Annotated in this window: 18 protein-coding genes and 1 other RNA gene; 1 reads left to right on the top strand and 18 read right to left on the bottom strand. The window is 39.6% G+C overall.

All coding sequences use genetic code 11. The features are described 5' to 3' along the window. Positions 1 to 20 precede the first annotated feature (20 nt). From NMG86_RS17625 to NMG86_RS17550, 16 genes are all read right to left on the bottom strand, one after another. Complete coding sequence (locus NMG86_RS17625) at positions 21 to 332, bottom strand: PIN domain-containing protein (protein WP_199918639.1); 312 nt, start codon at positions 330 to 332, stop codon at positions 21 to 23. Continuing rightward, a complete protein-coding gene (locus NMG86_RS17620) occupies positions 325 to 576 on the bottom strand; it encodes a UPF0175 family protein (protein WP_026795634.1) in 252 nt (83 codons plus the stop codon). The genes NMG86_RS17625 and NMG86_RS17620 overlap by 8 nt, the downstream gene beginning before the upstream one ends. Before the next feature lie 208 nt (positions 577 to 784). Continuing rightward, on the bottom strand, positions 785 to 1,420 hold the full coding sequence (locus tag NMG86_RS17615) for an ImmA/IrrE family metallo-endopeptidase (RefSeq protein ID WP_026785860.1): 636 nt from the start codon (positions 1,418 to 1,420) through the stop codon (positions 785 to 787). Continuing rightward, positions 1,421 to 1,759 (bottom strand): helix-turn-helix domain-containing protein, encoded by a 339-nt coding sequence (locus NMG86_RS17610; RefSeq protein ID WP_026785861.1) that lies wholly within the window; start codon positions 1,757 to 1,759, stop codon positions 1,421 to 1,423. 356 nt (positions 1,760 to 2,115) lie between these two features. Further along, positions 2,116 to 5,151, bottom strand: a complete 3,036-nt coding sequence (locus NMG86_RS17605) for a plasmid replication protein, CyRepA1 family (RefSeq protein WP_026798214.1) — start codon at positions 5,149 to 5,151, stop codon at positions 2,116 to 2,118. 130 nt (positions 5,152 to 5,281) lie between these two features. Then, positions 5,282 to 7,348, bottom strand: coding sequence for an AAA family ATPase (locus NMG86_RS17600; protein ID WP_026785864.1), 2,067 nt, complete (start codon positions 7,346 to 7,348; stop codon positions 5,282 to 5,284). Next, the gene (locus NMG86_RS17595; protein ID WP_036832017.1) at positions 7,345 to 7,584 is read right to left on the bottom strand and encodes a hypothetical protein; all 240 of its coding nucleotides are present in this window, start codon (positions 7,582 to 7,584) and stop codon (positions 7,345 to 7,347) included. Before NMG86_RS17595 ends, NMG86_RS17600 begins: the two co-directional genes overlap by 4 nt. 351 nt (positions 7,585 to 7,935) lie before the next feature. Continuing rightward, positions 7,936 to 9,303, bottom strand: coding sequence for a DNA phosphorothioation system restriction enzyme (locus NMG86_RS17590; RefSeq protein ID WP_026785866.1), 1,368 nt, complete (start codon positions 9,301 to 9,303; stop codon positions 7,936 to 7,938). Positions 9,304 to 9,511: 208 nt separating this feature from the next. After that, on the bottom strand, positions 9,512 to 9,940 hold the full coding sequence (locus tag NMG86_RS17585; RefSeq protein ID WP_026785867.1) for a hypothetical protein: 429 nt from the start codon (positions 9,938 to 9,940) through the stop codon (positions 9,512 to 9,514). 125 nt (positions 9,941 to 10,065) lie between these two features. Then, complete coding sequence (locus tag NMG86_RS17580) at positions 10,066 to 10,422, bottom strand: phasin family protein (protein ID WP_026785868.1); 357 nt, start codon at positions 10,420 to 10,422, stop codon at positions 10,066 to 10,068. Between the two features lie 103 nt (positions 10,423 to 10,525). Next, positions 10,526 to 10,622: signal recognition particle sRNA small type (gene ffs / locus NMG86_RS17575), an RNA gene on the bottom strand. 64 nt (positions 10,623 to 10,686) lie between these two features. After that, the gene (locus NMG86_RS17570; protein ID WP_026798626.1) at positions 10,687 to 12,933 is read right to left on the bottom strand and encodes a GumC family protein; all 2,247 of its coding nucleotides are present in this window, start codon (positions 12,931 to 12,933) and stop codon (positions 10,687 to 10,689) included. A 64-nt stretch (positions 12,934 to 12,997) separates the two neighbouring features. Then, entirely contained in the window at positions 12,998 to 14,656 is a 1,659-nt protein-coding gene (locus NMG86_RS17565; protein ID WP_026785870.1) for a polysaccharide biosynthesis/export family protein, read from the bottom strand. Between the two features lie 24 nt (positions 14,657 to 14,680). Beyond that, a complete protein-coding gene (locus NMG86_RS17560; RefSeq protein WP_036832020.1) occupies positions 14,681 to 15,373 on the bottom strand; it encodes a cyanoexosortase B system-associated protein in 693 nt (230 codons plus the stop codon). A 185-nt stretch (positions 15,374 to 15,558) separates the two neighbouring features. After that, positions 15,559 to 16,428 (bottom strand): cyanoexosortase B, encoded by an 870-nt coding sequence (gene crtB / locus NMG86_RS17555; RefSeq protein WP_026798213.1) that lies wholly within the window; start codon positions 16,426 to 16,428, stop codon positions 15,559 to 15,561. A 79-nt stretch (positions 16,429 to 16,507) separates the two neighbouring features. Next, positions 16,508 to 17,647 carry a DegT/DnrJ/EryC1/StrS family aminotransferase gene (locus NMG86_RS17550; RefSeq protein ID WP_026798212.1) on the bottom strand — a complete coding sequence of 380 codons (1,140 nt, stop codon included), beginning with the start codon at positions 17,645 to 17,647 and terminating at the stop codon, positions 16,508 to 16,510. 223 nt (positions 17,648 to 17,870) lie between these two features. Here NMG86_RS17550 and cysH point away from each other — a divergent pair, with 223 nt between their 5' ends. Next, a complete protein-coding gene (gene cysH / locus NMG86_RS17545) occupies positions 17,871 to 18,755 on the top strand; it encodes a phosphoadenosine phosphosulfate reductase (RefSeq protein WP_026798211.1) in 885 nt (294 codons plus the stop codon). 224 nt (positions 18,756 to 18,979) lie between these two features. On the opposite strand, the gene NMG86_RS17540 is transcribed toward cysH, so the two are convergent. Beyond that, on the bottom strand, positions 18,980 to 19,795 hold the full coding sequence (locus tag NMG86_RS17540) for an ion transporter (protein WP_233427995.1): 816 nt from the start codon (positions 19,793 to 19,795) through the stop codon (positions 18,980 to 18,982). Between the two features lie 52 nt (positions 19,796 to 19,847). Beyond that, positions 19,848 to 21,506, bottom strand: a complete 1,659-nt coding sequence (locus NMG86_RS17535) for a hypothetical protein (RefSeq protein WP_237157220.1) — start codon at positions 21,504 to 21,506, stop codon at positions 19,848 to 19,850. Positions 21,507 to 21,521: the final 15 nt, after the last annotated feature.

The following is a 21,521-nucleotide window of genomic DNA, read 5'->3' as shown; positions in this document are numbered from 1 at the left end:
ATCCTTAATTCAAGTATTCATTATATTATACCATCTAAAATTAAAGGTTTTATCGGAGTAGATTTAGCTAAGGCAATAGCTTCTGCTTCTCCGTGATCTACTAATATTAATAATGGCTCTAACAGCATCGGTAATGGTGCTTCTATTTCCAGCCATTTCACCTGACTAACTGCCTCGGCTCCCGGTAAGCCTAACCCTTGAACTGTGACTTCGTTCCAAACAGCAGGGGGAAGTAAAACTCGCTGATACAACCGGGGCAAAAGTTCTAGTTGTTCGATAATAGCTAGGGATATCAGAGGACTACTATCGGCAATAATAATCTGATTAATCATCCCGTAATTCGTCAGCGATTTGGTCATCATCTAGGTTGATTACCGGAACTTGTAATCGTCCGATTTCATACATAAATTGCAGTTTATTCATTCGACAAAATTCAGCGGCTTTTCCGAGAGATAGTCGCCGTAACTCAAATAGCTTTACTGCCAGCAAAAAGAGCAATTCAGCTTCTAAGCCTTCGGGAGATTTGCCAGAAGTAACGAGCAAATCATCGGGATAAGGAAGGGACAGATTGGGCATGGTCGTATTGGGATTTAATAACTGTCAATAATCAGCTAAAATGGTCGATCTTGCTCCTTTATAATTCAAGTTAATTGCATCTCAAAACTATTAAAACTACTACGATTATCAAGCAGTTTGCAATATCCTAGGTTCAGGGATAAAGGAGGCGGAGCCTCCATGAAAGCATTCCAAGGCAGAGCCTTGGAACAAGAGTTTAAACAAGAGTTTAAGCAGCTTTTCCCGGGTAAATCGTGCGTTCTCCTTTAGGAATAGAAATCCAACCTAATTCCTGTAAACGATTAGTTAAATTAGAAATACTCACCCCCAACTCATCTTTGATGGTATAAAGGTGTTGCCAATTGGTTAAATCTCGACCGACTCGTTTGGCTTCTAAAATTGGGCGTGGCATTAACAAACAACTGGCAAAATATTGAGCTTGCCATTCAATAGATGCTAAACGGGCATCTTCAATTGTAGCTCGACAAACAAAGGGTTCATCTAATAGATTTTCAGAAGTTTCTAAGGCTCCAGACTCTAATTGATCATGATCAATATGTAATATCCAATGACCGATTTCATGGGCAATTGTAGACTCAATAAAGCCCTTGGGTTTTTCTTGAATTTCTTCGTTAATTTCGATTAGTCTTTCCGTGGGCAAAATTCGAGCCGCGATCGCCCCCTGTTCATCGGGCACAATGCAATCCCAAACTACCCCTAAATCCAGAAAGTCTGCCACCAAAGAAGCCTCAAACGGCCACTCAGGGGCAAAATTGGGTGTGGCTTGCATCCGTCGCAAAATCTCATTTGCCCGACGCTCAATCGACTCTCGACGATAAAAGCGATAGGGTTTCAGGATACTCACTTATTCTACCTCCCGCGCAGCCTCAAAAATTTGCTGGGCAAAGTTCGGATTTTCTTGCATCCGGCGGAATAGAGCCGTCATACTCTTATTATTTTCTTTGAGAAATTTCTCATAATGCTGAGGTATTCGCCCCGCCAAAAAGATCAATTCCTCCTCATCCAAACCCAGATTTCTCGCCAAACCCCTAATTACATCTTCTTTAGGAGAGTAATCGGCGCGATCATTCTCTAGCTTAGATAAATAGGTGAAATCCACTTCCAGCAATGCCGCTAACTGACGCTGTGAGTAGAACTTTTCTTTCCGCGCCTGACGAATTAGCTTTCCAAAGGTTTGTTCCATAGTACATTCCTCCCGATTCCGATAGTACGCTGATTTGAATAAAATTTCAACCCTCTACCACCAGTCTACTGCCTACGGGTCGGAAGGGGGTAGAGATGGGGAAATTGGGATCAAAAAATTTTTTCCCTCTGGGACTTGACGATTAAATCAACATTAGCTAAGATAGGGGGAGTTGAATAAAAGTTCAATACCCAAAAGCCACAAACCGCTTTTGTCGTAAATGTCTAATGATTCAACCTCAATCGGGTGTTTTAATCACTCGATCAATTGAGGATTGAGGTTTTAGTAAAAGGGAACAGGGAGGAAAAGACTACTGATGCAGCAAATCGCTTGCGGTGAAGTCTTTTCCTCCGTTGTTAACTATTACCTGGCATAAATAAAGAGAGTTGGATATAGTTAGGAGTAAATCGGAAAGGGTCAGGAGTAGGAGTATTTTCAGGTAAAATCCTGTCTAATTGACCCGGATATTGACCCTCTAATTTTAACCAATGTTGTAGAATTTCTTCTCGGTTATCTTGGGGGTCAACCAGGTGATAAACTCGGATTCGTTTTTTACCTTCACTTTGGGATCGTACACAGGTTAAACGATAACCAATTTTATCTAAAAACCGCCGTAAAATAGTAATCGGACTTGAATTTTTAGCCAGCCCAATACCAATAATAGTCTTGATGGCATTGCGATCTTTTAGGGCTATTTCGGCAATAGTTTGTAAGTCAGCATCGGTATTTTTTAAATCTCGTTTTGGATTTTTGAGTAAAGCAGGAATCCCCAATAATTCCATAATTCCAATGATAGCTCCTAACTGGGAACGGTTAAAATCAGGAGCAAAAATATTTCCCTGTCCCTGTTCCATTAACCGTCTAGCAATCAGGGCATCTCGACCGATTAAATAGGGACGACCAACGGTTAAGAAATAATGGATTCTGAGTTGTTCATACCATCCTTGATCATCTTTATTAATCACATCGGAAGTAACAGCAATACCATAGCGTAATTTTAACTCATGTTTACGGATAGCCCGACGTTCTTCGGGGATTTTAACTAATTGTTGTTGGAGATAGTAATATTGACTATCGCTCAGATCTGGGGAGTTAATTACCGCCACAGATTCCGCTTGATAATTCTGATCTTTGACTGCTAGAATTAGTTCGTTGAGACTAGGACGTTCTGAACATTCGGGTTTAAATTTTTGAGTGGATTTAATCGAATTTTTGGGTATTTTTTTGGCTTGTGGCATCTCAATAATTTGATGACCCTCTGCCATTAACGCGGTTAAAATTGTCTCTCGATAACGCGCCATTCCCGCATTAAATCGGACTGCCATTTTTGCCCAACCCATTAAGGATTCCGCTTGAAATCCTATTTCTAAATCATCTAATTCTTCAAAATCAGATTGTTGTAATAGACGAATATTTAGGCGGGTTAATTTTTGTCCACTACTAAGTAAAGAACTCATGGAGGTTGCCCCATTTCCTACCTGATTAAATCCTCGGTTTGCCATCCAAATAAATCGCGGAATATTCTCTCGAATTCGTCCCAGGGCTTGACGAACAGAATTTTCCGCTTGAATCCCTTGAAATATTCCCCAAACCGAGGTAAAATGGTTATTAATCTCAATACTAACTCCCGTTTCAATTGAGGGCGACGCTAATACAATATCATACTGTTTTAGCAGATGATTCAAGTTAGAAATTGCACCATAAGCCTGATGACTGGGATCGGCTAAGGATTCGGAATCTATTCTTAGAATAGAGCGATCGGGAAATTGGGTTTGTAAATAGGTTTCTAGGGTGCGAGTCCCCCATTTACTAGCTAATTTTTGGGCTGACAAACAAACAAAAGGTTTCCCCCCTTCGGCAATATGTTGTTCTAGGTCTTTCACCAGTTGGTCGGGGGTATTTCCTAAATAATTATGAATTTTCCAGGCTTCATTATTTGAGGGTTGCCATTCGTTTTGAATAATAAAAGGTTGCAGATGTATACCCGATAGGCTAGTTAAATAATCAATAGAAATATCGCTTAAATCCGCATCGGAAATTACCACTTGACCCTTTCCCCCTAAAACATTTTGCATCAGGGTTTTAAAGGATTTAAGAATAGAAACCCTATGATTTTGACAGGTTTCTGAGTTTAATCCATGCCACAATACTTGTTCAACTTCGTCTAAAATAACTAACCCATTTGACCAGTCTTTTGCTTCAAATTTAACCCCAGAATTAGGATGCAGAGAATCAATACATAATCCATATCCTAACGCCGAATTAGGGGTATCAACGGCCGATTTCATGTATTGTAATCCAAACCGTTGACAAAGGGCTTCAATCAGTCGAACTCGATGACCGATAACTAATACCCACTTACCATTTTTAATTGCTTCTTGAACTATGTTTTCTAGGATTTTAGTTTTTCCGGTTCCTTTAGGGGATTTAATCGCGATTAATTTAGCAGATTCAGGTATTTTTATTGAGGATAAGTAACGACTATTTAGGTCAATATCTGCCGGATAAGTTAACCGATTAAATGAAAAAGCCTTCCAAGTTTCTAAAGGTATTGCATTTTGATAAGCCTGATCAAATATAGTTTGACTTTGTGCTATAATTAAATCATCAACCCCTTTACCTAACTTTGGATTCCAGGTAACTATATATACAGAACATTCTGCTTTTGTGAATAAATATCCCGTTTGCTGAATAGCTGAATTAACTGCTTTAATTGTTTTAGGTTTAGTATCTTGATCAAATACCATATAAATTTTACGATTTTTAGTTGCAAACTGCTGTAACTGTTGAATTAAAGCAGGTTTAGCAATTCTATTTCCATATTGATCACGGGGAACTCGATACCCGCTATGAATCCCTGGAAGTGCGATCGCAATATATCCTGCTGTTAGTAATGCTCCGGCTTTTTTCGCCCCTTCAGCAATACATAAAGGCAGTTCAGGATGAGTAATCACCCAGTGCCAAAAACCTAAGTCTGGTTGATGGGGTCGGAGGTCAGAAGGATTGATTTTAACCCCATATTTTTGAGCAATTTGCTCCCAAATGGTTCGAGAAATTCTTAGTGCAAAAATCCCCATAGGTGTGTTAGGGGGATGTTCATATTTAATTAATTTGCTTTGGTCTGAAGTTAAACGGGGTTTGATGGGCTTAAAACATCCCCATAAATCAGGATTTCCAGTCAAAATATCCATCCCAGAACACCACCAACCCCCATCATAAAGATGCTGATAACGGTTGAGCATAGGCTGAGATATCCGACCTGTATTTAATCTAGGAATAGTATCAGAATAGAGAAGATAATCTAACGGACGATACCCCTCCAAAGGAATCACATTCAGTTGGGTGAGTTCTTCGTCAACGCCACTTTCTGTCCACTCTGTCAAATAGTCCATTTCTCTTTCATTTTTACTGCGGATTTTTAAGCGTAACCCTAGGATGAAAGGATAAGTATAAATTTTTGTAAACGTTTTGACGTCAAGTAAATTTTTATCCACAAATAGGTACAATTTATGCTATATAAAACTAAAAATCATATTCCACTTCTAAAATTTCCGTGTATTCAAAATCATTGGGACTTTGATGGACTAAAGGATAACGATTTCCGGCTAATTCTATCCAGTCTTCCTCACAATCAGTTTTGGGAGAATTGTAGGATAAAACATATTCCCGTCCAATGCGTTTTTCCATCTCTTGCGCCACTTCTCCGCGCCATTGAGTCTTCGTAACTAAAACAATTAATTGATTCGCTAATTGAGGAATAATATTGGCAATTTGTCGGCGATAAATTTCATCTAAACTACCAAAAGGTGAGTCCATAACAATCGGAAAGGTGCTACTATCTGGCCCCATTAAGGTATTTTTTTGACTCCATTCTCTGACTCCATCAATAATTCCCCCAATAAAAGATAAACTTAAAATCTGATTTTCCCCCGTGGAAGCGGCGACTTCTGCTTCATCTCCGGCGGTGGTTTCTACTAATTTTAATTCATATTTTTCAGTTAATTTAGGTAAATATGGGGTAAAGGAAATTTGACTAAATAGCTTCTGAACTCGTTTTTCTAACTGACAGCGAAATTGTTGGTCTAAACGGTCTTTGACTTCATTTAAACGCAGAATTGTATCCTGAGTAACTGCAATTCTTCTTTGAACTAACAGTTGTTTCGTTTCATTCATTTGCTGTTTATCTATTTGTCGAGATAAACTCTCAATAGTCTGTGTAAATGTTTCAATTTGTTGTTGATTTGAACCCGTTTCTCGATTCAGTTCACTGATTTTAAGTTCAATTTCATCTAAACGTTTTTGCAATTCTTGAATATCCTCATTGGGAAATTTTCTGAGTTTATTGGTAATACTATCGAGTTCATTTTCAATTCTTTGTAATTCTTCTCTATTCGTTTGAATATTGTGTTGTTGACGATTAATTTCTTCCCAAAATTGAATCCCTTGTTTATCTAATTCATCGACTTGGGTACTCAAACGAATCGCTGTTTCATCAATATCCGCAGTTCCAGACCGATTTAATAAGTGTTGAACCTGTTCACATTCAGTTTTTCCAGGAATTAATTCAGCCCCACAAATACATTGTTTTTGCTCTAATAAATTTTGCACAAACTGTTTTGTAATTCCGGTATTTAACTCTCCCCGTTCTCGTAAACCTGAAAATAAACTTCTAAATTCTGCCGTTAATTCTGGGATTAAAACCGTATAGGCTTTTGTAGAAATAGCCCGATTAATGGCAATATGAGCTTGATGGAGTTGTTCGCGTAATGATTGTCTTTTGCGATCTAATTCATCCCGCAACCTTTGTAATTCCGCCGCGCCCCCCAACTCCAATAATCGCTCACTCAAAGTACATTTTATCTGTTTTAGACTCTCCAATTCTTGGTTAATTTCCGTCTGTCTTTGGGATAATCTCTCAATTTCCTGTTCCGCTTTTTTCTTGTCTTGTAAATATTTTTTAGTTTCAGGATTTCCAATAATTGCTAAATCCGTTTCTAAGGATTTTTTGGCTTCCCCTAAATGTTTAATGGCTCGATTTAAAACCTCTACTCCTAATAATTCTTTAGTCGCGTCAGAAATTTCTAGTTTGCGTTCATCTCTAACAATTTGCTCAATTCTCTCTCCATCAAAAAAGAAATATTGATGTAAACTTAATGGTAAAATTCGATTAATAATTTCCTCCGGTGGATGAGGAGGCATTCCCCAGCGTCCGTCATCTCCAGCCACTTGCATATATAATTGACTAGGGGTTTGTTCGATATCATTCCCATTTTTATATGCTCGACAAATTCGTTTAACTAAATATCGTTTATGATCATGTTCAAAGATTAATTCTATCCAACATCCTACTCCTTGTCCGGGTTCAGCTTCATTTAAAGCTCGTTTATTGACGAGATGTTCAGAAATAGAAAATGCGGCACTAAACTTTTCATAGAGAACCCAAGTAAAAGCATTCATTAAGGTGGTTTTTCCGGCTCCATTATTACCATGAATAACCGTTGTATTTCGTTCTCCAGAAGCTAAATTTATTTCTGGAGTTTTCCCATAAAATTGTCGAAAATTGCAGAGTTGAATCGAAATTAATTTCATTTCACCACATCCTTAATAATTTTGAGAATATCATCATTAATATTACGCGGATTTTTCATATATAGTTTATCTCGTTCGGCTTGTAATACCCGTTCAATAATTTCTCGCACTTCCGGGGAAGCATTGATAATCGGGTCTTGAGCTTCTTTAGGATTAATATTATCCCCATAACTAGATTTTTTCTCAGAGAAAACATTAGCAATAGTGGTAATAATACTTTCAGAATATTTAAACATTTTAATTATCCCCTTATTATGGCAGTCGGCACTACCCTCAATATTACAATATTTTGTCAACTTCTTGCCATTGTTATTGTTGCCCGTTGTTGCGCTTCAGCGCTCCGGGGAGGGGTGCTAAAGCACAACAACGAAATAATTGCGCTTCAGCGCTCCGGGGAGGTGCTAAAGCACAACAACGAAATAATTGCGCTTCAGCACTCCGGGGAGGGGTGCTAAAGCACAACAACGAAATAATTGCGCTTCAGCGCTCCGGGGAGGGGTGCTAAAGCACAACAACGAAATAATTGCGCTTCAGCGCTCCGGGGAGGGGCTAAAGCCCAACAACGGAATTTGCAATCCAAAATAAGATTATAAATCTAATAACCCATATCGTTTTTGTAACTGAAGTAATTTTAATCTCGCTTCCCCAGCATTATCAGCTAAATTGGCAAATTCCAAAAACCGTTTTAACTCTTTTCTTAACAAATTCCGTTCAACTTCTAAGGTATTTCTATCTAAATCTGGTGGTAATACAATCATATCAAATAATGTTGCCCGTTCTTTACCTGGATGGGGTCTTAATATTCTCCCCCGTCGCTGAATAAATTGTCGAGGATTACAACTACTTGCTAATATTACCGCATTTTTAATCGCTGGAATATCAACTCCTTCATCTAAACACCGAATAGCAACTAACCCTTGTAATTCTCCCTGTTCAAATTGTCGGCGTAATTTTTCTCGCTCTATTAAAGGGGTTTCGGCGGTATAAGTATTCACCCGATAACCTAATTCTGCTCCTAATAATTCAACCGTTGCTTCCAATTGTCGAGGAGAATAATCCTCTAGGGTTTCTACACTTCCATCCCCACAATAAAATAAAGTATGGGTTGTATGTAACCGGGTTTTCATTAACTGGCGTAGGGCATCTAACTTGTTACTAGCGGAGGCAATTAACCGAGATCTTTGAATTAATAAAGCGGTAATATTTTCGTTATTTTCCCAGTCTTTATCCCTTGTCAATACCCAACCAATTCGAGTCGTTAACCTATGATAAGCTCTGCTTTCAGCTTCAGTTAATTCTACTAAAATCGGATAATATAAATACCGCACTAACGCCCCTTGACGAATCGCTTCAGCTAGAGTTAATTCCGGTTGTAAAACTGGCCCAAAATAATCTAAAATAGCATCGCTGCCACTTTGATCAAAATGTCGTTCAGGAGTAGCAGAAAGGGCTAATCTCAAGCCAATATTTCGGGGTAAACTTTCTTCTAATTTGGGACTTCCTAAATTATGGGCTTCATCCCCAATAATCAGAGTTTTTTCAGGAAAATAACGAATTTGCGATTGCAAACCTTCAGAAATTAAGGTAGAATTAGTCGTAATAACCGTTAAAAAAAACTGATTTCCGGCTCTTAATTGATAGAGTTCCGCCGATAATTGTTTTTGCCAATGGCGCACATTTTCAAAGGCTAAAATCGGTTGTAATCCAAATTTTTTAGCCTCTTTTTCCCATTGAATTACTAAATGGCAATAGGGGCAAATAATGATAATTGCTTGTAATCCTATTTGATCATATAACTGAGTAGCGATCGCTAAAGCAGTAATAGTTTTACCGCTTCCAGTTGCCATTTTTAACGTTCCCCGCCCTCGATTAGCAAACCAATTATTCACCGCTTGCTGTTGATACTCTCGCAGATGCAAAGATAAGGGAATTTGAGGAATACATTTATCAGTCATCAGTCATCAGTCATCAGTTATCAGTTATCAGTGTAAGAGTTATCAGTTAATAGTGAATTTATTAACTCATGATCTCAAGTCAGAAACTAAATTATTAGAACACCAAAAAAATCAATCCCCATTACCTATCACGGATTTAAGAGGATTACGCAGATTAACACAGATTTTAATCTGTGAAATCCGTGAAATCCTCTTAAATCCGTGATCCCTATTCCCCTTCCCAGTCTGGACAAGTTTCTGCTTCAGCGCCCATCGGGTGCATTCCACAAACCAATAAATTTCCCCCATAAACTTGTCCGTGATAATGTTGACATCCTCGACAAGCAGGGTGTTCGGTTTCTGTCGGTTGAATGTATGTGACAAAGGGATCAAAATGTTCGTCCTCGGTATCAATATCTAAATTCAGACCTAAATCCAGATCAAAATAAATATCAATAATCGGTTCAAAGATATCATTGATATATTCATCAAGTTCGGGAAGAATTTTATTTTGTACCTCATCGGTAATTTCTTCCGATATCTTGGTGAGTTCGTTTAATATTTCGTTCAATTCTTCAGTCACGTCTGTAAAAAACTTCTCCATGTCAGAAACGGTTGTTTCTATCGCTTCTACAATACTTTTTGACCAATCTTCCATGACACTGATAACCAGTTTTCTGAATAATTTCTATAAAATATAGCAAAAAACAGCTATACCAGAATTCTAGTATAGCGCAATTTAATTAACCCTTCACCTTGAATTTTTTTTGTCGGGTCAACCTCCTAATCTTTCTGGAGACGACGCAATTCATCCTGTAAATCCCGCACCTTGTCTTTTAACTGACCCACTCCATCATCCCCAGAATCGTCATCATCCGAAATCTCAATCCGACGAGGTTCTGTTTTTTTTGCTGGGGGCGTCGGTTCATTCCCTGGTTTTTGCACTTGCTGAATCGTATCTTCCACAAAACGACGCGCTTCTTCTGTGGTCATTTCCCCCCGCTTGACTAGCTCATCGGCTAGTTTTTGGGCATCTGTGCGTAATTCTGCCAGGGTTTTACTAGCTTTTTCACCCGCATAGGAGGCTAAACCTACCCCTAAATAAACCGCTTTTTGGACAAGATCTCCGAAACCCGGCATAATGACTCCAGTTTCTTAAAATATTATTAATTAAACACTTGCTGGCTAACGGTTAATCAACTTAGTCTTTAATTCGTGTTCAATCCCGATATCGTCTCAAAAAAGTGACCCGGAGTTTACGCCTATTAGAAGCATCCCGTATTGCTGCTACCTTCCGGTTCTGACAAGATTTGGGCGTTCCAATCGCATAAGTCCAGGTCATTCACTACTATAACACAATTTTTGATTTTGCAACCTAAAACCTTAAATCAATTACCTGATCCTCTACTTCCGCGCCCTAGCAGGTAATCGTTTCTGCTTCTTATTCGGGGCTTTGGGTTTTAATGCGGGTCGAGGACGAGGTTGGGCTCGAACGGGTTGGTCATGTTCGAGGGAGTCTTCCTCAAAGTAGTCAACAAAAATATCCGCCCCATTCACAATTGCCCCTAAAAGTCGCGGCCGATATTTTTTGGGATCGGCTGACTCGGTATCCATTAATCTGTCCGTAACCTCTCCTAATAGCCCCGAGGCGGTGTAAATTGGACGAGTCACGATCACCATCCCATCGGTGTAGGGTTCCAAGGTTAAAACATCATTATTGCCTTCTAAAGTCGGACTATCCACCACCACAAAATCAAACCGATAGCGGACTTCCTCTAACAAGCGGCGCAATTCACTCGATTCTAAAACCGTTGCTGGGTGACGCACTCCCCCCGGACTGGGAATCACATATAAATTAGCGACATCGGGAACTAAACGAATACAGCCATATAAATCCCCATAATATTGTAGGGGTTCCACCGCACTGTGGGAATCGAGGACTAATCCCAGGGATTCTACTTCCGAGGGCGATCGCAAATCAGCTTCAATTAATAGAGTCCGTTTGCCACTTCTAGCCGAGGCGATCGCTAAATTATAGGCACTTAAAGTTTTTCCTTCCCCGGTTCCCACACTGGTAATTAAAATAACTTTAGGAGATTTATTGCCAACCCGTTGTAAATTACTGCGAATTTTTTCATAAAATTCCAAATAGGGGGAATAACGTTTGAGTAACAACGGTAAAACATAATCTTCTGGGAATAAAAACACATTAGGCACAACTCCCAAAAACGGAACTTCGCGCTCTTTGAAAGCTCCTTGAATTTCTTCCCAAGTGTAGAATTTCCCACTCAACATTCCCAAGACAAAAATAATCACCGCCCCGCCTAAAACTCCTCCGAGTCCTCCCATTGCCAAAATTAAAGCCATACTCAACGCTTTAGGAACTTCGATATCAGGAGCTTGTGCGTCTTTGGCGATCGCTAAACTACTGGTTATTTCAGCTTCAGCCGCTTTCGCATCCACTAACTTTACCTGCATTTGATCATACAAGGCTTTTTTATAAGCAACTTGCTGTTCTAGCCGTTGTTTTTCCGTTTGTTTATTCGGAATTGTTGCATAGTTTTGTTTCAGGTCTTCTCCAGTTTTTTCAGATGATTTTAATTGTTGTTCTAAACTTTCTTTTTGAGTTTTTAACCCAATTAAATTTTGAGCTAATTGTTGGCGAGTCGGATCAAGAGAAGAATCAACCCGAATTTTATCCACACTGACTAAAGGAGCCGCAATTCCACCTCCTCCCAATACTTCTGAAGCTCGAGATTGTAACTGTTTTTCGGCGGCTTGTTGACGTTTGACTAATTCTGCAACTAAAGGATGTTGATCTTTATAATCCTTGCGTAAAACCGCTAATTGTGATTCAATTTCATACAATTGAACCCGCAGTTGAGCAATAATTGGATCAGAGGCTAAGGCTTGAGCTACAAAGGCTTGGTCAGCATTTAAACCTAACTGAGATTCCAAACTTGCCACTTGAGCGTTTAGGGCGGTTAGTTGTAACTCAATCTGTTTTTGCTGCTGTTCATTGGCTAAAATTGCTGTGGGTAAGGAGCCACCTTCTAAACTTAAAATAGTTGCTCCTTCCCGTTTATCATAATTTTCTAACTCTTTTTCTGCCTGTCTCAATTCTGCTTCGGCTGGTTTTAATCTTTCTTGAATTAGATTAATAATACTATTCAATTGTTGAGTATTAATAACACGACTTTGTTGTCGCATTTTCTCCATCAATTTATTCACAAAAGTTACCGATCGTTCTCGATTAGGATCTTGATAAGAAACAGTAAGTTTCATCGGAGAACCCTCACTATCCCTTCCCGGAGCTTTGGCTGGTTCTAGTTTAATTCCTAAATTTTTTTTTAAATCATTCGGTGGAATATTAAATTCTTTGAGCAGCGGATCTACTACACTTTCAGGAAGCAACATTTCCGGTGCTAGTTGTTGTCCTTGTTGTTGAATAACTTCCCCGGTTTTAGAAAAGATCACCGGACTACTTTGACCCATCAGAATACCCGTTGCTTTATAGGGAGGAGTAGCCGGAGGTTCCATCAACATTGCAGCGGCTCCCGATGCCCCTAACGCGACAGTAAAGGTGGCAAAACCCGCCAATTTATATTGATCAAAAGCAATTAAATATCGTTTAACAATCGGTAAAGTCATAATAATATGGGTAATGGGTAATGGGTAAGAATAAATAAAAAATAGGATGATAGGTATTAACTGCTTATTTTTTCTTGTTACTATTACTGCTACCACTACTACTACCACTGGGACTAAATAGATTTTCTACCCCGCTTTGTAACTGTTGGAAAAATAACAGAAATCCGAGAATATCGCGAAAAGGTTGAGTAAAAGTATTTAAAACAAAACTCACGCGAGTGATTAAATTGCGGTTAACAACAATCACATCATTGTCTTGTAATAAAACATTATCCGTGGCATCCCCAGCTAATACATTTTTACCATTTAAAAGTTGTTTTGTGGGTTTTCCGGTTTCTGGATCATAACGAATTAAAGCAATTTCCTGTAAATCCGCTAAATTCAAAGGAACGGAATTTAATACATCAATAAAACTACTGCCATTTTGTAAAGCTACCGTTCCCACCGTACTCACAGGATAACTCAAAATTCTCACCGTAATTTGAGGACTAGCTAAGTTGGATGTCGCCACCAACCGTTGATCATAACCTGACTTTTCATCCGGTTGTAATTTCGGAATAATAATAGCGTCGCCATTCTGTAAAGACACATTCGGTAAAGCCGTTGCCTCTTGAATGGGAGTATATAAATCAATAATATCCTCGATTAAGCGACCATCGGCCGTAATCCGACAAATCAAAACCGACCGCAAATCCGAGGTGATTCTTGCCCCACCTGCGGCCTGGATAGCCGTTGTTACCTGTCCACTACCTGGAGGAAGTTGATAAAATCCGGGTCGGGTGACATCTCCGACAATGGTTACACTCACAGCATTTGGGGCGGCGGCCAAACTATAGGTTTCTAAAATATTCCGAGTTGGCCCTTGATAGGCCCGCACCTCCTGGGAGGGAACCACAATTACGTCCCCATCTTCGAGTAACAAATCTACGGGTCTAACGCCTAATAATAATGGCGTCAGTAAATCCACATCCGTTTCCACCACTTGACCATTCGCTAAGGTACGCCGAATTTTAATCATTCTTAAATCCGCCGCCGTTGTGGTTCCCTGGGCTGTTGTCAGGGCGATCGGGAGTTCGGGACTGGCTAAGGGGTAAAATCCGGGTCTGGCCACTTCCCCCGTCACCGTCACCCTTACCGGACGTTGGGTTAATAAAGCCATATTAGTTTGGGGATTTTGAACAAAAGGATTTAAACGACTATTAATAATGACTTGTACCTGTTCCAAGGTTAAATCTTGAACCCGAATGGCTCCAATTAAAGGTAATAAAATCGCACCATCGGGGGTAACGGCCGTGGTGGGAACACTCAGGTCATTGGAACGCTGGCCATTAATAAACACATCAATATACAGTTGATCCCCTGGGCCAAGACGATAATTGACCCCGCGATTTTCACTTAAACGCCGGAAATAAATATTATCAATTGGGGGAGGAAGTTGTGCAGAACGGTCTAAAACGGGATTCCCCGCCCGTTCAAATAGTTGTATAATTTGGGGCCAGGTGGGTTGGGGGAAGCTCGGTGGTCGTAACTTTGCCCCCGGATAGGGTTGATTGACTACTCCTTGGGGAATTACACATTTTTCTGGAAGATTGACGGTTTGGGCTAAAACCCTTTGTTGGCTAGAAAAGCCCCAAAGCAAGGCGGTGAAACAGACTATCCAACTGCTGGAATAAAGACTGGTGAGGAATAGGGATACAAAGGTCTGGCGACAACGATGATTCATAGTTAAATAATCAAGCAACATCCATTAAGGAGTTGTGGTAGCTAAGGCTTCAGCCATTAAGGAGGCTTGTATACTTTCACCCAGAGAAACGGCCAGGGGCCAGACATCCTTAATATTATCTAAGGGTTTAATCGGAATTAAAAGACTAACACCCACCCAGGGGGCGCGATGCTTACTAAGTTGGGCCCAACGATCAATCCAAAACCAACGACTGGGGGCGGGATTTCCACCGTTAGGCCAAGCGTACCACTGAGTCACGGCCCAGGTCTGAGTTGCAGTCCAGGCCCTAAAAAATTGAACTTCAATTTCAGCCGGGTCTAATTTTTGGGCGGTGGATTTTATGGAAAAGCGATCGTCACTGAAATCATCGGTTTTCCACCCTAGAAATCCATTCAGATCCATCCATTCCAACTGAGGCTGATCTTTATAGTAATTTTGGGGAAATAATAATACTATTGCTGTCTGATTATCCCGTTTTATTTCTTGTTTTAACCACTTTTTACTGCCCGCACCCAAGGATTCAATTTTAACTGTTTGCCATCCTGGAATCGTCAAACCTTGTTTTCTAATAGTTTGAAGTTGGGGCAAGGTTTTGAGTTGGGGCATATCCATCCATGACCATTTTTTATTAATATAGCCCGGCATTGCTGCACCGATTAATAATATTATCATTAAGATGACAATGATAATTTTAGACTGTTTTTGTCGTAGAATCATATCAGTTATAGAGCTAGGGAATAGGGAATAGGGAATAGTAGGTTATGAGCAGGTTACAAGGTTTATTATTGTCAAATACCTTAATTGGTAGTGCTATATCAGTTATTTTTTATCGGTAGGATTGAAGTCTCCTCACCCTATCAGTAATCAATAAATATTTATTGATCGGGTTGTTCTAATGGGTCTTAGGAATCAATTCCAGTATAATGTTGTAAACCATTAATTAATACTACCAATAAACCTAACATACAGGCTGAATATAAATCTCCGCCCCAACCTTCATGGAGCCAGGAAAATAACCCATCTTGACCTGTGCCATGAAACAGCGTTAATAAGGTATTGCGAATAATATTAGCAATAATACTAATTAAGCCCGCACTAACTAGAAAGAAAATACTTAGTTTTTTTGAGTCTAAAAGTCCTGTCCAATAGAGCAACATTAATCCTACATACAAACTGGTAAATAACATTTTTAACCCAGCACAGTGCGGGGCAACTTCAACAATTTGATCATTCACAAACAGATAAATTTGTTCTACATGGACATTCAAGTTAAATTGAATTAGAATAAATCCAGCCACATTAGCAATAAATTTCTGCAAGGGTAAGGCGATGGGTTCTATTAAATAGGGTAAATGATTCGGGGTTGCTAGTAATACAAACACTAAGGGCATTTTCTGTAATTTTAAGCCTTCAATTCCTTTAAAAGATAGGCAAAGTCCTGCCAACATTAAAGGAAAAGAAAGATTAACTAAATCAGATAAACCGCTCCAATAAAAAATACTACCTATCACAATTAATCCGATTCCTAACGGATGGCTAGTATTGGGTAAACGTTTCCACTGATGCCGCTTTGTCCAGGCAATATAAGCTGCAAAGGGTAAACCGATTAAACCATGACTAAAATATTCATGTTCAATGCTGATCGTTTTATGCAGCCAACCGTCATACCAATGTATTAAAAGTGGTGCATACAATAACACCATTAATATAACAATCATCCAATTTAATAGAGATTTTTCCAGCGTGATTGGAATTTTATGATTGATTTTCATACAATTATTGACGGTTAACCGTTGACCTGAGATCTAAAAGTAGGGGCGAGGTCTTCTCGCCCAATGGATTTAGGAGGAGCTAAGATATAGCAGACTGAATTGATGTCAAAACTCGATTAATTTGGTTAGTTGTTAATCCAGGATATATGGGTAAGGATAGAATTTGTTGACTTAATTTTTCAGCTTGAGGAAAGTCTCCTTCTTTGTAACCTAAATATTGATAAGCCGGTTGTAAATGGCAAGGAATTGGGTAATGAATTCCGACCTGTATTCCCTGTTCCGTTAATTTGTCTTTGAGGGTATCACGGTTAATGGCTGATTCTTCCGTTACCCGAATCGCATACAAATGATAAACATGACCATCCGCACTCTGATTTTCAATCGGAATAATACCCCGTTCTCGCAATAATAGAAGTGACGCATCATATTTTTCGGCGGAAAAATTGCGATCGTGATTCCAAGTGTTTAAATGGGGTAACTTAACATTTAGAATGGCAGCTTGTAAGGTATCAAGACGGCTATTTGTTCCTTTTTCGGTATGGATATATTTTTGAGGAGCCCCATAATTGCGTAAACTGCGGAGATTTTGAGCCACAATTTCATTCTGGGTCACAACCATTCCCCCATCCCCAAAACAGCCCAAATTTTTACTCGGATAAAAACTAAAAGCCGCGGCTAACCCAATACTTCCCGCACAATAACTTTCTCGCTCGGCTAAATGTGCCTGGGCTGCATCTTCAAAAATAATTAAATCATGGGATGCGGCAAAAGCAAATAGTTGATGGGGGGAAACCATTTGGCCATAGAGATGCACCGGAATAATGGCTTTGGTTTTTTTTGTTACCACCTGCTCTGCATGATTGAGATCAATCAGTGCCGTATGGGGGTCACAATCGACTAATATTGGAGTGGCTCCCGCGTGTAATACCCCGATCAGGGTAGCAATAAAAGTATTAGCCGGAAGCAGAACTTCATCCCCAGGTTTAATTCCACAGGCTTGTAGACCCAGAGCGATCGCATCGGTTCCACTGGCTACTCCTACCCCATAGGGTACACCACAGGCTTTAGCAAAGGCGATTTCAAATTCTGTTAGGGCTTGACCTAAAACAAAGTCACCCTTATCCACTACAGCCTGGATCGCAGCTTGAATTTCGGGTTTAAGCGGTTCGTGGATCAAACTCAAATCCACAAAGGGAACAGGAGCTAGGGTGCTAGTCATACAGGAATCATCAGCATATATCAGCAACACCAGCATAGCTTAGGGTGTTGGCTGTTAGCTGAGGAGGTGTTGATGGATTATCTGGAAACCCGACTCGAACAGGCTGAAACTTTAGAGTTATTTTTTTGGTAAGATCAGGATCGAAACTAGAAAATTTGGAGTATAAAGGTCTGGTTAGCTTAATTTATTCTCAATATCGATAACAAGGGAAACCACAAAAACTATGCCACAATTGAATCTGATTGATCCCAATGTCAACGGGAATCTCGGATCTATATCTTCTCCCGTTACTAACGGTCACACCCCTTTTCCATACCACCGTGATCATCGGGATCAAACTTCAGAGCATAAGGCAATTCAAACGATTCAACAACTCGAACTCGATTTGAATGCAACTAATCAGCAATTGATTGATGCCGATGCCGTTACTATGATCAAATGGGCGGCAGAAATATTTGGTGATGGCTTGGTCATGAGTACCAGTTTTGGAATTCAAGCGGCGGTGATGTTGCATTTAGTCACTAGCGTTGTTCCGAATATTCCGATTATTTGGGTTGATACGGGTTATTTACCCACAGAAACCTATATTTTTGCCGAACAGTTAACAGAACGTCTCAACCTAAATTTAAAAGTATATCAATCTCCTATGAGTCCGGCTCGAATGGAAGCTTTACAGGGTCGATTATGGGAAAAAGATGATATTGAATCTTTAAATTATTACGACAAAATTCGTAAGGTTGAACCGATGCAACGGGCTTTAAAAGAATTAAATGCTACGGCTTGGTTAGCGGGATTACGCGCCGATCAAACCCATCATCGCAAAACCTTAAATCCAATTGTTCAACATTCGGGAAGATACAAAGTTCATCCGATTTTGTCTTGGAATTCTAGGGATATTTACCAATATTTAACTGCCCATGATTTACCCTACCATCCCTATTTTGATCTGGGTTATACCACCGTGGGAGATTGGCATTCTAGCCGTCCTTTAATGGCAACGGACGAAAATGAACGGGATACTCGTTTCCGGGGTTTAAAACAGGAATGTGGTTTACATTTACCCCAAACAGAAGAAGAAGCAAAAAGTTTGGATTCCAGTTTCTTATAAGACGAATCTGGGAGATTGAAAACGAGTGTGTTCCCCATCTGTACAAGGGCCTGCTCCCATTTTGATGAGGGCAGGTTTTATAAGTACCTAAACAAAATTAATTACACATCCTCTACCCTGTTCCCTCCCCCCCTAGCCCCCCGTGCACGGGGGGTTTGGGGGGGCTGTTCCGGTGTTCCCTCTCTCAACTAGGTAATTTATTTTGTGCAACTACTTAGCACTATTTAAGAGTTTTTCAATGGAGTTCCACAGCGTTTACAAAAACGGGCGTCTTTGTCATGCGCTGACCACCCACACCCGGAACAAATTGTTTCTATTTGATTAGTTGTTTTGAGTAGTTGTTTGATTAAATCTCCTAATTGCCAAGGAATTAAAGCAATTCCGGTTAATATCATTAAAATTGTTAAAAATCTTCCCATATCTGATATCGGGGTAACATCCCCAAACCCTACGGTGGTCATGGTGACGACGGAAAAATAAACCGCATCTAAGAAGGTTTTAAACACTTCTGGGTTAACGGGATGTTCGACTTGATAAATTAAGCCAGAAAAGATAAAAATAATAGTTAATAGGGTAAAAATAATGCGAGCTAAAATGACTCCATCTTCGCTTTTAATCCTGAAAATTGAGATTTTAACATCAATAAATCTAATTAATCGGAGGATTCTAAACCAGCGAAAGATTCTCAAATAACCAATATTTAAAAATCTTAAATAACCCTGTAAAATAATAACTAAATCAATAATAGATAAAGGATTGAATATAAATTCTTTTTTATTATCAGCCACCCAAAATCGAATTAAATACTCAATTGTAAAACAAATTAAAATCACAAAATCCAGTAATTCTAACCGAGAATGAACTACATCAGAAAGAGGATAGGTTTGGGCGATAAAACTGGTTAAGGAGATTAAAATTAATCCGGTTAAGGTTAAATTAACGGTTTTTCCGATGGGGGTGTTAATATCTTCTAAATAAAAAGCGACTTGCTGGCGAGCTTTTTCTAAAAAATTAAATCTATGCTCATTCCAATTCATCATGATAGAAACTTGACCCTATCGGTCGAAGGAAAGTGAATTATTTTCAATGAATTTATTCTATTGATTTTAATAATAACTCTAGGATTTCTTGGCGGTCTTTCTGCTCGGTTTTCGGTTGTTCATCTAACCAATTAATCGCTCGATTTCTACCATTTTCCGCCGCAATAATTAAAGTTCCCCAGGTTTTTAATTCCAACTGTTCTGGATTTTCTAATAAAGCCGCATTCAGACGATTTTTAATCCGTCCGCCATTTGATCTTAATAAATTGGTAATTTCTTGTTGATTTCCTGGGCTATTTTTTAACACTTCTAGGGCTTCCGTCCAGCGTCCATCAATTAAACTGGCTAATACCTGTTGACTCGGACTTGCCCAGGCTGCAACGGCTTGAGCTTTGGTAATTTTAGCATGAAATTCAATTAAATCTAACTGGGCTTGAACGGCTGTTGACCATTTCAAATTAGGACTATTTCCAGAGACTATATTTTTTTTCAACGGTTTAATTAAATTCAATGCTGGCGACCATAACCCACTACGAGCCAATCTTAAAGACTGTCGATAATTATAATTATCTAAAAATATCTCATCTAAAGAAATAGCCGTTAATTGAATCGGGTTAGGAATAAATTGCAAAGGTTGGACTTGATAAATACTAAATTGAGGCTCTAGCCCAATAGTTTGTTCAATTAATAATTCTGGATCTTTGCCTCCGGTGACTTCCTGCCAAATCGGTTGTTGTCCGGCGGCACTTTTCCATTCTAACATCATGCTCAAATAATGGCGACTCGGATTGTAATGCAGAATCTGTCCATAAGGAACGGTTTTATCTCCCACCACCCGCTCACTATTAAGATTAAACCAGACCCCCCCTTGAGGAACTTTTCCTTTAAATTGTGTCAGTCGAGTTAGGGGTAAGGGCTTATTAGAACCCTGTTGATTAGATTCGGTTCCAATTAGGGAAGCAATCACAAAAGATTCGGCTGGCCCTTGGGTATCAAGTTGCTGCATTAACCGATAATATTGAGTGCTACCCTGGCGTTGATAGGGGGTTTGAACGGCTTCATAAACCCGCACCTGCACAATTTCTTGACAAGTCCCTTCGCAGGGATGGGTAACACTAGAGTCACGGGTTTTTAAAATAGGAATTAATAAATCATTCGACTTTTGAACAATAGCATCTGAATTTATCAATAAAGAGTTAAATGGGACTGCGGATTTTTGCTCATTCCCCGTTTTTGAAATGGAATCAACCATCGGTAAAGTTAGGGATTTCCCCACCATGAACCCTTCTGTTTTGAGGGCTTGATTAATTTCATCTAAGGTAACAATTGAGTCGCGGCGTTGTAGGGGAATTTGTGTCCAACTGGGTAACAATTGATTTAACCAAACTCCAATATCAGGATTAACAATTAGTTGATAACTAAACCAGGCACAGCCCCCAATTAAGGCAGTTCCTCCGAATAGTAAAGTAAAGGCAACCCCGTCGGCTATCCATTTTTTCCAAAATCGGCTAATGGGTTGGGACGGTTGAGATTTCGGAGGTTGGAGGGCTGTTTTTTTCCCCGCAGGTAAAGCAGCCGGTTGGGAACGTCGAGCTTGGCGACGCTGTTGCCCTGATTTGGCAGGGGTTTTGGCCGTTTTAGGCTGAGGTTTTTGGGGTTGACTCTTTTTTCTAGGCGAGGGTTGATGACCTGTCTCTAAAGGATTCATCATGGATTCGGATTAGGA

It is taken from the genome of Planktothrix rubescens CCAP 1459/22 (assembly GCA_904830895.1).
In the GTDB taxonomy this organism is placed as follows: domain Bacteria; phylum Cyanobacteriota; class Cyanobacteriia; order Cyanobacteriales; family Microcoleaceae; genus Planktothrix; species Planktothrix agardhii.
The sequence above is the reverse complement of the archived record's forward strand: the minus strand, read 5'-3'. Positions and strand labels throughout refer to the sequence as shown.